Genomic DNA, 13,599 nt, shown 5'->3' on the forward strand with positions numbered 1-13,599 from the left:
CTGATCCTGTCACTTCGACTTGAGGAAGATGTCTAGCCCGACCAGCCGGTCGAGCAGCGCGATCGCCAGCGCGGCGCAAACGATGAAGACGACGGAAACCGCCGCGAGATCCGGCGTGATGATCGAGCGGATGGAATTATAGATCTGCACCGGCAGCGTCACCGTTCGCGCGTCGGTCAACAGAAGGCTGACCAGAAATTCGTTGAGCGCGAGGATGAACATCAGGAGCGCGCCGCTGATGACGCCGGGCATCACCGCCGGAAGCGTGACGTGGAAAAACACTGCCAGCGGCCGCGCCCCGCAATTGGCCGCCGCCAGTTCCAGGTCCGGGTCGAGGCCGGAGGCGCTTGCCGTTACGGCCCATATCATGAAGGGCAGGTTGATGACGCAGCAGGCAAGGCCGATGGGCCATATCTGTCCGAGCATGCCCCATTGCCCGAACAGCAGCATCAGGCCGATGCCCGAGCCGATGAGGGGTATGGTAAACGGCAGCAGCAGGTAGATCTGAAGCGTCTTTTCGAAGCGAACCGCATATTTGGCGAGCGCAATGCCGGCCAGCGTCCCGGCAGGGATCGCGATCAGCGTACAGACGGCCGCCACTTTCAGCGAGCGGAAGAAGGCATTCCGCAGGTCGCTGGCCGCGGCGATCTGCCGGTACCATTGCAGCGAAAACCCATCCGGCGGAAACGCGACGATCTTGCCCGAGGTGAAGGATGCGCCGAGGACGACGATCGTCGGCGCCGACAGCATGACGAGCACAAGCGCCACCATCGCCCAGATGACGACGGTCTTGGACAAGGGCTGGGTCATCGGCGCTCCCGCCCCATGGCCAGCGTTCCCGCGCCGAACAGTGTGAATACGAGCCCCACCGCCAGCGAGCCGACCCCGACAAGGACAAGCGTCAGCGCCGCCCCCATTCCCTGGTCGGAGGTGCGAAAGAACTGGTCGTAGATGGCATTCGCGATGAAGTCCTGGGAGCCTCCCCCCAGTATGGCCGGCATGGCGAAATCGGTCAGCGTCAGCGTCATGACCACAAGGCCGGCGCCGATCAGGCCCGGCCGCGCCATCGGCAGCACGACATGGACGAGGGTGCGCCACCAGTTGGCCCCAAGCGAACTGGCTGCCGCTTCCACCTCTTCCGGGATGGCGGTCAGCGCCGGCGACAGCATCAACACGGCAAAGGGCAGCATGTACTGGACGAGACCGAAGATGACGGCCGGATAGTTGTAAAGCAGCCGCATCGGCGGCACGCCAACGAGCCCCATGACCTCGTTGACGATGCCCTGGTTGCCGAGAATGATGAGCCAGCCATAGGCGCGCACCACCTGCCCGATGAAGAACGGCAGGAAAAGCGCGATCAGCAGAATCTTCCGCAGGGTCGCGGACGGTGTGCGCACCATCAGGTAGGCATAGGGCAAGGCGAAGACCAGGCAGATGCCCGTCACGATGACCGACGCCAGCAGGCTGCGCCACAGCACCGTCCAGTAGAGGCCGGTCGTGAAGATACGGCCATAATTCTCGCCTGTCAGCGTTTCAGACGGCAGGAAAGTGGCACGGTCCAGCACGCGCAGGCTGGCATCGCCGATCTGCACCAGCCCCAGTGCGAGAAGCATGACCAGCAGGATGGAAGGCAGCAGCATAAGCCACGGCACGGCACGGTCCAGCCCTCGCGGCCACAGGGCCGCGAGGGTGGCTTCCAGCGCGTCCATCATGCGCCAGCGGAGTGGATAGGAGACGTTGGCCATCAGCCCTGCATGATCGACTTGAACCGGGCGAACCAGTCGCTTTCATGCGCAACCTGCACCGCTGTCGGTATGCGGATCAGATGCTCGAAATCCGCCGGCGTGGTCGGATAGGACGGATCTCCCGCCAGGCCCTCCGGCGGCGTCAGGCCGGATACGACGCCGGGCAGGCCGAGCCCGTCGAGCCAGACCTGCTGGGCATCCCTGGAAATCGCGAAATTGATGTACTGCTTTGCCCAGTACAGTTCGTTCTCGGGCAGCCCCTTCGGAATCCACAGGCCATCCGTCTCGAACTTGGCGCCTTCCATCGGCACTACCCACTCGATATCGATGCCGTTCTTCTGGGCTTCGCGGGCATTGGTGGAAATCGTCACCGCCAGGTCGATCTCGCCGTTCTGGAACCAGTTGGTAAAATCCGGGTCTTCGCCCAACAGGGGTTGCTGGCCCTTGACCTTGGTGATGAAGGCCCAGGCGGCGTCCATGTTGTCGGGGATGTCCTCCAGCTTGCCGCCGCCGGCCACCTGCGCCGGGAAATGGAAGCCGATACCGTCGTTGTAGAGGGCGATGCGCCCTTTGAAGCGCGGCTCCAGCAACACCTGGAGCGAGGTCGGCGGCCCGTCCGGGAAAGCCTCCGGGCGATAGGCCAGCACATAGACATATCCGTAGGTGTTGACGATGGGCACGCCTTCGAGGCCAACTGGCTTGGCCAGTTCGGTCGTCTCGGCAAGGTTGGGCAGGTCGGAGAGATCTTCCGTTACGCCCCGGAGCGCCGACTTGGTGGCATTGGTGGTGGTGTCCCAGTTGACGTGGATGGGCGGCACGCGGCCCTGTGCCACCGCCGCCCAGACTTTCGGCTGGATCTCGTTGTCTTCCGTCAGGTCGTGGCGCACGGCGATGCCGGTCATCTCCGTGAAGGGCTTGGATACGCCGGCATCCAGGCTCGCCACCCAGGAGCCACCCCAGGCCCGCACGATGATCTCGGAGGGCTTCTCGGGCTCCGCCTGCGCAAACGCGGCAAAGGGCGCGCCGATAGCCGCAAGGCCGCCGACCGCCGCCGTTCCGGCCAGGAAGCGGCGCCGCGACATCGCAAGGGGGGAAATCGTCTTCATGTCCATTCTCGAAATCTCCATCTGGTCGGCAGGGTTGAAGTCAGTGGGCGAAGATCAGCAGATCAGGCGCATTCCACCCCACTGCTATGGGGTCCCCGGGCGCAAACTGACGGTGCGTCGCGGGGTCATGGTCGAAGACGCGCAAGACCGGGCCGCCCTCGCCCGCCGCGACTTCGTAGACGATCCTTTCCCCCTCGAAGATCACGTCCAGGACAATGCCCAGCCAACGGTTGCGACACTCAGGCAGCGCATCGGGGTGCGCCCCGATCCGGATTTGCTCGGCGCGCAGGGCGCCGGTGACCGTGTCGCCCGGCCGTGGCGTGCTGCCCTGCCCGGCCCATCGCCCCAGGAGCGGCAGCCCGCCCACGGAAAACGAGATGTCTTCGCCCTCGACCGCGGCAAGCGGCCCGGACAGGAAGTTGGTGACGCCGATGAAACCGGCGACGAAGGCGTTGGCCGGCTTGCGGTACGTGTCCACAGGCGCGGCATTCTGCTGGATGGTCCCCTTGTCCATGACGATGATTTCGTCCGACACCACCAGCGCCTCGCGCTGGTCGTGCGTCACGTTGATCGTCGTCACGCCCAGCTCCCTCTGGATGCGTCGGAATTCCAGCTGCATCTCCTCCCGCAGCTTCCGGTCCAGCGCCGCCAGCGGCTCATCCAGGAGCAGAAGATCGGGCTCGAACACCAGCGCCCGCGCGATGGCGACACGCTGTTGCTGGCCGCCCGACAACTGGTGGATGCGGCGGTCGGCATAGGGGCCGAGCTGCACGAGGTCGAGATAGCGCCGGACGCGGTCCGGTATCGTCCGCGCATCGAAGCGCCGCATCTTCAGCGGGAAGGCGACGTTTTCGGCCGCCGTCATATGGGGAAAGAGCGCCAGCTTCTGGAAGACCATGCCGATCGAGCGTCGATGCGGCGGCACGGCGCTGACGGGCGCGCCGTTGATGTAGATTTCGCCCGTGGTCGGCCGCTGGAAACCCGCGATCATGCGCAGCAGCGTCGTCTTGCCGGATCCCGATGGGCCGAGAATGGTCAGGAAGCGGCCGTCCGCCAGATCGAAACCGGCGTCCCGTACGGCGTGGACGCCGTCATACACCATGCTGACGCCACGCACGGATACGGCGGCCTCAGCACCGAAAGATCGGCTTTCTCGCCTGTGGGGTGCCGACGACATGAACGTCTCCCGCTTGCTGAACCGAGACTAATACTGCCTCGATATGTCTATACAAATAACCGCAGATCGGTCAATTCAAAAACTAGGCAGTCGCAAATTCTGCCAAAAAACTATGCATATCAGATCGACGCCAGGTAGCCTCCGTCGATGGCTATGCATTGGCCCGTTACGTAGGCGGCGGCATCGCTGCACAGAAAGGCGACGGCCCCGCCGACATCCTCGACGCGGCCAAACCGTCGCTGGGGGATGCGGTCCAGCATCCGTGCCACCCAGGCCTCCTCGTCGTAGAAGATCTCGGTCATCTCCGTGCGGAAATAGCCAGGCGCGATCGCGTTGACGCGGATGCCGAGGCATGCCCATTCGCTTGCCAAAGCGCGCGTCATGCCCAGCAGCCCGGCTTTGGAACTGCCGTAGGCGACCGCTGTCGGTACGCCGACGTAGGAGGTTAGAGAGCAGAGATTGACGATCGCGCCGCCGGCCCCGCGCGCCGACATGCAGCGCGCCACCGCCTGCGCGCAGAAGAAGCCACCCTTCAGGTTGGTATCGAGGATACTGTCCCACAGGGCGGCGTCGACATCGAGCGAGGCGCGCACATTTTCGATGCCGGCATTGTTGACCAGAATATCGATTGGCCATTCGGCATCCAGCGCGGCCAATGCGGCCGGTGCGCCGGCCGTGTCGCGGACGTCCAGCACAAGGGCTCGCGCCGCCACGCCGGCATTGCTGAGGGCGGTGACCGCCTCGTCGAGCGCGGCGTGGTTGCGGCCCGCCAGGCAGACTTCGGCCCCCATCCGGCCGAGCGCCTCCGCCACGGCGCGGCCGAGCCCTCGCCCGCCCCCCGTCACCACCGCGCGCCGGCCGGCAAGGCTGAACATCGCTGGATCGAACATCGTGCCCTGCCCCCTCGCGAATCCCATCATGATCCACCAGAGGTTTACACACCGCACATGAAGGCGATGCAAGGCATATCAAAGATGGAGCGTCGTCACCGCATCTGCCGCTCAGTCAACCTGGCCGCGAGCGCAGCGCATTGAACACGGATATCGGGTATGGCGGTAACTTCCCAGAACAAGGCCCGCGTCACCGGCCCGACCCCGAACAGCCGGCCGGAGGCGCGACCCTCCGCGTCGAGGACCGCCCCGGTTTCGTCGGTCTCGATGCCGACACGCAGGGGGTCCAGGCGGGCAAGCCCCGCCCTGACGAGTTCGGCAGCCAGGGTGTTGCCGCCGGACATCGGGTCACGCAGGATTCCAGTACAGTCGATCACGCGCCGCACATCGACGGACATCTGTTCCCCGCCACGCTTGCGCACCGTCAAACGGGTCTGGCCTTCCTGCGACTGCCAGTCGACGACCCGCCCGGCAACGATGTGCAACTGTCCGTCGTCCATGGCCTGCCGCAGAGCCTGTGCGGCCTGCGGCGCCATGCGATGGCGGTGCACCTCCCAGAAGGTTCGGGCATGACGCAGGAAGCGCGCCCGCGCTTCCAGGCTCATCGATTGCCATAATGCCTGGGTGTGCGGACGCACAGCGTCGATCAGATCGCGCCAGTCGCCGCCGCGCCCCGCATGCCAAGCGGCTGCCTGTCGCAGCCAGCGCAGCAGATAAGTGGGGCTGGTGCCGAAGGGGATGTCGGCGGCATCCAGCAGAAACGGAGTGGAATGCCGGGTATGGACATGCGGCAGCAGGCCCCGCCGGGAAACAGCGGTAATCCGCCCGCGATGGCCGCTTCGGCGAAGCTGGGCGACATTGTCGACCATGGACAGGCCCGTGCCGATGATGGCCACGTCGTCATTCTCGGCAAGTCCGAGCTCGGACAGCGCGAGCAAAAGGCCGGAATAGGCCCGCATGGCCGAGGCCGCCAGATGTGGCCAAAGGGTTCCGTCGACGATCATGGCCCAGCCGGTCGCCAGTGCGGTCGATGGCGCCGCCAGCATGCGCTCGGGCAGGAAACCGGTCTGCGAGGCGAGTTCCCATGCCAGGAGAACGACGGCAGGGCCGGCCAGCCGACCGACAGGACCCAGCTTTTCCGGGGTCAGGCGCACTGGCGGCCGTCGTGCGCCAGATGCCGGCCGGGATGCCTTTCGGGCGGCGCGCACCGCGCCGACCGGTCCGGTGACGATGTCCATCAGGCTCATCGGTCGGTTGCGGCCGCAATCACCGCATCGAAACGAAAATCGAACTCTTCTGAGGCATCGAGATGGCGCGGCAGCCCTCCGGCCGCGTGAATGACGTCGATGAGGCCCTGCTGCGTTTCAACAAGCTCGCTCAAGGTCGGGAAAGATGGCTGGCCTTCGCCCTGTGCGGCGGCCAGGCCCTCTTCCGGCGGCAGGCGCTGCAACCCGGTATAATAGGTATCGGCCCAGACCTCCGTATGCTCGGAGCGCCATCGATTGGCGTCGATCCAGCCCCGCACGAACTGCGCGATGGCTGCCGTCTTGCCCGGATCGGCCAGGGCGTCGGGGCTTGCATAGAGATAGGAGAGCGTCCGGGGAAGCCGGTCGTGCTCGGCCTCGGGTAGCGCGCTGGCCCCCGGAAATGTGTTAATGTAGCGGGAATAATGCGGCTCGTTCAGCACCGCCACGTCCACCTGGCCGGCCCGCACGGCATCCGGCATGTCGGCGGCCTTCAGGCTGACGAACTGCACGTCCCCGGGCGTCAGCCCCGCCACCTTCAACGCATTCAGGATGAATGGCTGGCGCCCCGTCCCCTCGGCATAGCTGAGCTTCTTGCCCGCCAGATCCTCCAGCCTGTCGATCTGCAACCCCGGCCTGACCGCCAGATGATAGTCGACCTCGGTGGTGGTGACGGCGCCCACGATCGGCAGCACGAAGCCCGATGCATGGGCCTGTATGGGCGGCGTATTGCCAACCAGCGCAAGGTCCAGGGCGCCGGCGCGGAACGCTTCCAGTATGGCGGGGCCGCCCAGGAAATTGGCGTAGGTGACGTCGGATGCCAGCTTGTCGGCCTCGCCCGACGTCTCCATCAGTGTGCGCAACACCTCGTTCTGGTCCGCAACCGTCAACGTTGTGCCTGCCGGCACCTCGCTGCCCGGCGGCTCCTCCGCCCATGACGCCGCCGCCGCGACCGTCAATCCCAAAGCCAGAAGCCCTTTGATGCTCCAATGGATCGTCATTCCCGCCTCGCCTGTCACTGTCGGCCGATCTTGGCCTTCGTGCACCAGCTTAGCGCGACGGTCGGGGCGTCACAGGCATATTAATCTATCTTTTAACTAGACTTATGGAATTTTCGTTCAGGGCGTCGGACACGCTCCTTGATACCCTGGACCACGCTGTACAGGCCGGGAACGAGTACGATGCCCACTACCGTCGCCGCCAGCATTCCGCCGAAGACGGTCGTGCCGATGGCACGGCGCGCCCCGGCGCCGGCGCCTGTCGCCAGCATCAGGGGCAGCATGCCGAGGATGAACGAGACCGCCGTCATCATGACCGCGCGAAAGCGCTGGCGCGCACCGGTTTCGGCGGCCTCGGCGATCGCCAGCCCCTCCTCCTCGCGCTGCACGCGGGCGAATTCGACGATCAGGATCGCATTCTTGGAAGCGAGCCCGATCAGGAGCACGATGCCGATCTGCGCGTAAAGGCTGTTGGCAAGCCCGGTCGCCAGAAGCATCAGCGTCGCGCCCGCCGCTGCGACGCCGAGTGACAGGAGAATGGTGATCGGCAGCGTCCAGCTTTCGTACTGGGCGACGAGGAAAAGATAGGCGAAGATGAAGGCCAGCGCGAAGATGGCGTAGGCCGTGCCGGCGACCTGCGTTTCCTGGAAGGAAAGGCCCGACCACTCGAAGCCGTAGCCGTCCGGCAGGATTTCCTGCGCCTTGGCGGCCACCGCATCCAGCGTTACGCCCGAGCTTACGCCCTCGGCCGGCTGGCCGTTGATCTGCGCAGAGATGTAGCGGTTGTAGCGGCTGATTGTATAGGGCCCGAGAATGGTGGACACGCTGGCGACGGCCCGGAGCGGAATCATCTGTCCGCCATTGCCGCGCACATGCGTTTCCAGGACGTTGTCCACGACGGCGCGATAATCGGCTTCCCCTTGCATGTTCACCTGGAATACCCGCCCCTCGAAGGTGAAGTCGTTGACGTAGCGTGTTCCGAAAACGGCGCCGACGGTGGAGTAGATTTCGGACAGCGAGACGCCCAGCACTTCGGCGCGGTCGCGATCGACGTTCAGGAACAGTTGTGGAACGTCAGCATTGAACGAAGACGTCGCTCCCCCAACCTCCGGCAGGCCGTTCAACTCTGCAAGAAAACCGCGCATTACCTCGGCCAGGTCTTCCGCCGTCTGGCCCTGAAGAGCCTGGAGACGCAGGTCGAAGCCGCCCACGGCCCCAAGTCCGGGGATCGGCGGCGGCGCGAAGGCAGAGACAATTGCACCTGGAATGGTCGCGAACTCCTGCTGGATCGCGGCAAGTATGGCCGGCAGCGCCAGGGCCTCGTCGTCCCGCTCGTCCCAGGGCGTCAGCGACACCAGCGCAAAGCCGCCATTCGGCGCGACCGTTCCCTGGAGGATGCTGAAGCCCGCCACCGATATGACGTTCGCCACGCCCGGCTGCGCCAGCAGGCGTTCCTCCACATTTTCCATGATGCGCTGGGTGCGCTGCAGGGAGGCCGCATCCGGCAGACGCAGGTCGATGAAGATGGCGCCCTGGTCTTCATCCGGCAGGAAGGTGGACGGCAGGGCCGCGAAGGCGAACCACGCGCCGACGAAAGCCGCACCGATGCCCGCGATGGTCAGGAACTTGACCGCAATGAATCGTGCGACGATGGAGCCGTAGGCGTCGCGCGTCCTGTCCAGCCCGCGTGTGAAGAGGCCCAGCGGGCCGGATCGTTTCCGTTCGGGCGACTTCAGCAGGAGCGCGCACAGCGCCGGACTGAGCGTCAGCGCGACGACTGAGGACAACACCATGCTGGCCGACAGGGTGATGGCAAACTGGCGATAGAGCTGGCCATCGATGCCCGGCAGGAAGGCCGTGGGCACGAAGACGGCCAGGAGAACCAGTGTCGTGGAGATGATGGGGCTGGTGATCTGGCGCATCGCCTTGGCCGCCGCCTGCGGCGCATCGATGCCCTCTTCCTCCATGATCCGCTGGACGTTCTCGACCACCAGGATCGCGTCGTCCACGACAAGGCCGATGGCCAGCACGAGCGCCAAGAGCGTGATCGTGTTGGCGGAAAAGCCGGATACGTAGAGCACCGCGAACGTCGCGATCAGCGAAACGGGGATGGCGAGCGACGGAATAAGGGTTGCACGCCATTCCTGGAGGAACAGGAAGGTGACGGCGACGACGATCAGGAAGGTGAAGCCGAAGGTGACATAGATTTCGTTCAGCGAAGCGCGGACGAAATCCGTTGCGTCATAGACGACGACATACTCCAGCCCGGCGGGGAAGTTGGCTGAAAGGCGCTCCATTTCCGCGCGCACGCCCGCCGCCGTATCGACGGCATTGGAGCCTGGCGCCTGATTGACGCCCAGCATCGCGGTAGGACGCCCGTTCAGGAGTGCGCTGGCCCCATAACTTTGCGCTCCCAGCTCGATGCGGGCCACATCGCGAAGACGGACGATGCCGCTGTTGTCACCGGTCCGCAGGACGATCTCCCCGAAAGCCTCGGGGTCGGCCAGCCGTCCTTCCGCGACAAGGGAATATTGCACGGCCACGTCCTCTGGCGCGGGCGCGCCCCCGACCTGCCCCAGCGATGCCTGGATGTTCTGCGCCTGGATGGCGGCGGCGACGTCGCCCGGCGTCATCGACAACGCGGTCAGGCGGCGCGGATCCAGCCACACGCGCATCGAGTATTCCGATGTGCCCGTGACGGAGGCGTCGCCGACGCCCGGCACGCGCGAGATCACGTCCACCACGTTGGTGGACACGTAGTTCGAGATGTCCAGGGCATCCATTCCACCATCCGGCGAGACGAATCCAAGCGCCATGACGAAGTCGGGCGAGCTCGCCCGCACGGTCACGCCTTGCTGGGAAACCGGGGTCGGCAGCTGCGACAGGGCGATCTGGATCCGGTTCTGGACATTGACCTGGGCGATATCCGAATCCGTTCCGACCGCAAAGGTGACGGCCAGCGAATAGAGCCCCGCGTCGGACGAGGTGCTGCTCATGTAGAGCATGTCGTCGACGCCGTTGACGGCCTCCTCGATGGGCCCTCCGACGACATCGGCGATCACTTCGGCGCTGGCTCCCGGATAGCTGGCCGAGACATTGACCGTCGGGGGCGCGATATTGGGGTATTGCGTAATCGGAATGGCCAGGAAGGCCATCAGTCCGGCCAGTGCCAGAACGATGGAGACCACCATCGCAACGCGCGGCCGGCGGATGAAGAAATCGGAGATCATCGCGCGGCCGCACCTTCCGGCGCCTCGCCTGTAACCGTCACTGCCGCACCGTCGGACAGGCGCTGGACACCCTGCACGACGACACGATCCCCCGATGTCAGGCCGCCATCGACGAACCAGCCGCCGTCACTGCGTTCGCGCGTCTCGATGCGGCGCTGCTCCACGGTACCGCCGTCTGCGAGGACGTAGACATAGGCGCCCTCGCGGTCGCGCAGCACCGCCGTCTGCGGTACGAACAGGCGCACTTCCGGGTCGGCCGCGCCGATATGCAGCGTCACGAACTGCCCCGGCAGCAGGATGCGATCGGCATTCTCGAAGGTCGCGCGCAATGTCAGCGTGCCGGTCTGCGGATCGACCTCGTTGGAGACGAAGCTGATGCGCCCGCCTCCACCGTAGTCCGTACCATTCGGGAGCCGCAGGCCGAGGGCGATGTCGGCCGGATCGATTGTGTCCAGCGCCTGCCCATATCGCTGCCGCAGCGACACCATCACGCCTTCGGGGAGGGCGAAGGCGACATGGACCGGGTCGGTCTGCACCACGCGCGCCAGCACGCCAGAGCCCGAACCGACGAGATTGCCCTGCGTGATGAGGGGAATGCCGATCCGGCCGTCGATAGGCGACGATATCGAGGTATAGGACAGGTTCAGCTCGGCCTGCTGCACCTCCGCAGCGGCGGCTTCGACATTGGCGGAGGCGGCGGCCAGCGCCGCGGCGGCTTCGTCCAGATTGGCCTGTGCCAGCGTATTGCGCTGGACGAGCTCGCGGGTGCGGGCAAATGTCTGCTCGGCATTCTGGCGCTCGGCCTCAGCCCGCGAGCGCTGGGCCCGGGCAGCCGCAAGCGCCGCTTCGTATTGCGCCGGCTCGATGCGGAAGAGAAGGTCGCCAGCCACCACGGCCTCGCCGCCGTCGAAGGTCACCTCTTCGATAAAACCCTGCACCCGCGCCTGTATGTCGACCGATTCTATCGCCTCGACGCGGCCGATGAAACTCCGCGCATCGTCGACGGGTCGCTCCTCGACCGCGGCGACTTCCACCGGGACTGCCGGCGGACCGTCCTGCGCCAGGGCGGGTTGCGGCCCGAACAGGAGGACAACGAGGCTCAGGGCTTTCACGGTGGCTTGCTGCATGAGGGTCGTCATTCTCCGGATGGTGCCACACCGGCCCCATATATGGCGCAATGTCGCGTTCGGTAGGCTGCCAGGTGTCGCGCAACCGCAATTGGCATTCCGTCGAAGCTGGCCTATGCAGCATCATGCGCATCACAGCCCTTGCAGCCCTTATGGCTACCCTGTTCCTGGCCCACTCGCCCGCTGCCGCGTGGACGGCACAGGAAGTGGAAGAGCCCTATGCCGTCGCCGGCCGCACCGGCTTCGAGCTCTACAGCTCCATCGGCGAGCGCGGCCCATCCGCCGGTGCGTCGCGCGCCATCGCGGTGACGACGTTCAAGCTGACCTGGCAGCGGGATTATCGCCCGCGCGGGAACGGCTGCGTCCTCGTGTCGGCCCGGCCCAGGCTGATCATCACCTATCGCCTGCCCAAGCCGTCGCAACGCCTGGCGCCCGATGTCGCCGAAAGCTGGCAGCGTTTCATTAACGGCATGCGCGCGCATGAACGCGTCCACGGCGAGCATATCGTCGACATGGTGCGCCGGATCGAGGCGGCATCCGTCGGCCTGACGGTGCCGGACGACCCGTCCTGCAAACGCATCCGCGAGGTTCTCACCGAAAAGCTCGGCGCGCTGTCGCAGGAGCAGCGCGCCCGCAGCCGGGCCTTCGATCAGGAGGAGATGAGCGACGGCGGCAATGTCCATCAGCTCATCCTGGCACTCGTCAACGGCCCCTGACCCCTGGACTAGGCAAGGCCCAGCACACTGAGGCCCGTATAGATGCCGAGCAGCACGATGGCGACCGAAGACAGCACGAGCACCACGTTGAACAGGCTGCTGCCTCGTATTGCCGGATCCGTCTCGTGCTTGCGCAGGTACCAGACCGCGACCACCGCGGCGAGCAGGAAGATACCCGTGGTCACGCCGCCGATCTGGATCATCAGCACGGGCGATTGCACGATCAGGTAGGCGGCACCCCAGACAATGGGCAAAGCCACGGTGAATATCCGGATCTAGCGCATCCGGTCGGCGGTATGGTGCCAGTCCAGTACGCCGGCCACCGCAAGCAGGTTCACATACATGCGCGACCAGCTTGGAATGGCGGCCCAGAGCGTCGAGCCCAGCACGGCGATGGCGCCGACCAGGAACAGGATGCCGGCCCATTCGCCCAGCGTGTCGGTATACATGCGCGAGACGGTGGTGATCATGTCGTTGCCGCGCGGCACGAGGCCCTGCGGCTCCAGCACGGCCGCGCCCATCAGGTAGAAGGCCAGCGTGCCGAACGTGTAGATGCACCACGACAGGAAGGCATCCTTGTACATCACGGCGATCCAGCCCCGGGCGCGCCGCTTCCACGCCTCCGAGCCGTCATTCGGCCCGACATGCCGGGCATAGCCCTTTTCCACACACCAATAGGTATAGAACGTCAGTTCGTCGGCGCCGACACCGGTGATGCCGAACATGGCGATGGCCGCGCCGATGGCGCCGGCAGGGATGGTGAAGGCGAGGCCCGTGAGGAGATCGTCCATGCCGTAGGCGAACGGGTGAACGGCAAGCCGAGGGCGATGGCGATCGTGACCAGTGTAAACGAACCCACAAGCAGGATCGAACCGCGCTCGATGAGGCTGTAATTGTTGGAATAGAGCAGAAAGATGGACGCCGTCGCGATGATGACCGTCCAGATGGCCAACGACGTCGCACCCAGCGGATCGCCGCCCAGCGGCATCAGGATGGAGAAGGCGACCGCCGTGCCGCCGAGGACGCCGCCGACCTGCAGAACTTTCGACAGGGCCATGATGGCCCAGAGAATGTTGATACAGCCGATGCCGCCGATGTGCGGGGGCACCTTGTTGTAGCCTGTCGGGGCCGGCTGCCCGGTGGAAATGGTCCACCGCGCGAGTTCCACCTGCACGGCTGCGCGAAACCGGCCTGCGCGCCCAGGGTCGTCGTGGCGATCAATTCGCCCGAGCCGACGATGGACGCCGAAAGGATCAGGCCGGGGCCGAGATGCCTGAGGCTGTGGCGCCAGCCGACCGGTGGCTCCATGACGGCATCCGGGGCCAAGCGGTAGGGATCGTCCTTGTCGACGCCCGCAGGCAAGTCC

General features: G+C 65.6%; 13 protein-coding genes. 1 reads left to right on the forward strand and 12 read right to left on the reverse strand.

Annotated features, from left to right (window positions below; genetic code table 11):
- Positions 1 to 9 precede the first annotated feature (9 nt).
- From IGS74_RS16185 to IGS74_RS16225, 9 genes are all read right to left on the reverse strand, one after another.
- A complete protein-coding gene (locus IGS74_RS16185; protein ID WP_192387473.1) occupies positions 10 to 810 on the reverse strand; it encodes an ABC transporter permease in 801 nt (266 codons plus the stop codon).
- Positions 807 to 1,745, reverse strand: coding sequence for an ABC transporter permease (locus tag IGS74_RS16190; protein WP_192387474.1), 939 nt, complete (start codon positions 1,743 to 1,745; stop codon positions 807 to 809). The genes IGS74_RS16185 and IGS74_RS16190 overlap by 4 nt, the downstream gene beginning before the upstream one ends.
- Entirely contained in the window at positions 1,745 to 2,857 is a 1,113-nt protein-coding gene (locus IGS74_RS16195; protein ID WP_192387475.1) for a PotD/PotF family extracellular solute-binding protein, read from the reverse strand. Before IGS74_RS16195 ends, IGS74_RS16190 begins: the two co-directional genes overlap by 1 nt.
- A 34-nt stretch (positions 2,858 to 2,891) precedes the next feature.
- Positions 2,892 to 4,028, reverse strand: coding sequence for an ABC transporter ATP-binding protein (locus IGS74_RS16200; RefSeq protein WP_246722600.1), 1,137 nt, complete (start codon positions 4,026 to 4,028; stop codon positions 2,892 to 2,894).
- A gap of 119 nt (positions 4,029 to 4,147) precedes the next feature.
- A complete protein-coding gene (locus tag IGS74_RS16205) occupies positions 4,148 to 4,918 on the reverse strand; it encodes a glucose 1-dehydrogenase (RefSeq protein WP_192387477.1) in 771 nt (256 codons plus the stop codon).
- Positions 4,919 to 5,013: 95 nt separating this feature from the next.
- Positions 5,014 to 6,165 (reverse strand): hypothetical protein, encoded by a 1,152-nt coding sequence (locus tag IGS74_RS16210; RefSeq protein ID WP_192387478.1) that lies wholly within the window; start codon positions 6,163 to 6,165, stop codon positions 5,014 to 5,016.
- Positions 6,162 to 7,163 (reverse strand): ABC transporter substrate-binding protein, encoded by a 1,002-nt coding sequence (locus IGS74_RS16215; RefSeq protein WP_192387479.1) that lies wholly within the window; start codon positions 7,161 to 7,163, stop codon positions 6,162 to 6,164. Before IGS74_RS16215 ends, IGS74_RS16210 begins: the two co-directional genes overlap by 4 nt.
- Positions 7,164 to 7,255: 92 nt before the next feature.
- Entirely contained in the window at positions 7,256 to 10,390 is a 3,135-nt protein-coding gene (locus tag IGS74_RS16220) for an efflux RND transporter permease subunit (protein WP_192387480.1), read from the reverse strand.
- Complete coding sequence (locus IGS74_RS16225) at positions 10,387 to 11,517, reverse strand: efflux RND transporter periplasmic adaptor subunit (protein WP_192387481.1); 1,131 nt, start codon at positions 11,515 to 11,517, stop codon at positions 10,387 to 10,389. Before IGS74_RS16225 ends, IGS74_RS16220 begins: the two co-directional genes overlap by 4 nt.
- A gap of 125 nt (positions 11,518 to 11,642) precedes the next feature.
- Here IGS74_RS16225 and IGS74_RS16230 point away from each other — a divergent pair, with 125 nt between their 5' ends.
- The gene (locus tag IGS74_RS16230; RefSeq protein ID WP_192387482.1) at positions 11,643 to 12,233 is read left to right on the forward strand and encodes a DUF922 domain-containing protein; all 591 of its coding nucleotides are present in this window, start codon (positions 11,643 to 11,645) and stop codon (positions 12,231 to 12,233) included.
- An 8-nt stretch (positions 12,234 to 12,241) separates the two neighbouring features.
- On the opposite strand, the gene IGS74_RS20095 is transcribed toward IGS74_RS16230, so the two are convergent.
- Genes IGS74_RS20095 through IGS74_RS20105 form a run of 3 tightly spaced genes read right to left on the reverse strand, consistent with a single transcriptional unit; the run spans position 12,242 to position 13,407 of the window.
- Positions 12,242 to 12,493 carry a hypothetical protein gene (locus IGS74_RS20095; protein ID WP_206688181.1) on the reverse strand — a complete coding sequence of 84 codons (252 nt, stop codon included), beginning with the start codon at positions 12,491 to 12,493 and terminating at the stop codon, positions 12,242 to 12,244.
- A 15-nt stretch (positions 12,494 to 12,508) separates the two neighbouring features.
- Positions 12,509 to 13,024: a hypothetical protein gene (locus IGS74_RS20100; protein WP_206688182.1), complete on the reverse strand. Its 516-nt coding sequence runs from the start codon at positions 13,022 to 13,024 to the stop codon at positions 12,509 to 12,511.
- Positions 12,922 to 13,407, reverse strand: a complete 486-nt coding sequence (locus IGS74_RS20105) for a hypothetical protein (protein ID WP_206688183.1) — start codon at positions 13,405 to 13,407, stop codon at positions 12,922 to 12,924. Before IGS74_RS20105 ends, IGS74_RS20100 begins: the two co-directional genes overlap by 103 nt.
- Positions 13,408 to 13,599: the final 192 nt, after the last annotated feature.

Source organism: Aureimonas sp. OT7 (assembly GCF_014844055.1).
Classification (GTDB): domain Bacteria; phylum Pseudomonadota; class Alphaproteobacteria; order Rhizobiales; family Rhizobiaceae; genus Aureimonas; species Aureimonas altamirensis_A.

Coding starts and splice junctions, on each gene's coding strand:
- IGS74_RS16230 (WP_192387482.1), top strand. CDS start 11,643: ATGCGCATCACAGCCCTTGCAGCCCTTATGGCTACCCTGTTCCTGGCC.
- IGS74_RS16210 (WP_192387478.1), bottom strand. CDS start 6,165: ATGAGCCTGATGGACATCGTCACCGGACCGGTCGGCGCGGTGCGCGCC.
- IGS74_RS16205 (WP_192387477.1), bottom strand. CDS start 4,918: ATGTTCGATCCAGCGATGTTCAGCCTTGCCGGCCGGCGCGCGGTGGTG.
- IGS74_RS16215 (WP_192387479.1), bottom strand. CDS start 7,163: ATGACGATCCATTGGAGCATCAAAGGGCTTCTGGCTTTGGGATTGACG.
- IGS74_RS16195 (WP_192387475.1), bottom strand. CDS start 2,857: ATGGACATGAAGACGATTTCCCCCCTTGCGATGTCGCGGCGCCGCTTC.
- IGS74_RS16200 (WP_246722600.1), bottom strand. CDS start 4,028: ATGTCGTCGGCACCCCACAGGCGAGAAAGCCGATCTTTCGGTGCTGAG.
- IGS74_RS16185 (WP_192387473.1), bottom strand. CDS start 810: ATGACCCAGCCCTTGTCCAAGACCGTCGTCATCTGGGCGATGGTGGCG.
- IGS74_RS16220 (WP_192387480.1), bottom strand. CDS start 10,390: ATGATCTCCGATTTCTTCATCCGCCGGCCGCGCGTTGCGATGGTGGTC.
- IGS74_RS16225 (WP_192387481.1), bottom strand. CDS start 11,517: ATGCAGCAAGCCACCGTGAAAGCCCTGAGCCTCGTTGTCCTCCTGTTC.
- IGS74_RS16190 (WP_192387474.1), bottom strand. CDS start 1,745: ATGGCCAACGTCTCCTATCCACTCCGCTGGCGCATGATGGACGCGCTG.
- IGS74_RS20100 (WP_206688182.1), bottom strand. CDS start 13,024: ATGGACGATCTCCTCACGGGCCTCGCCTTCACCATCCCTGCCGGCGCC.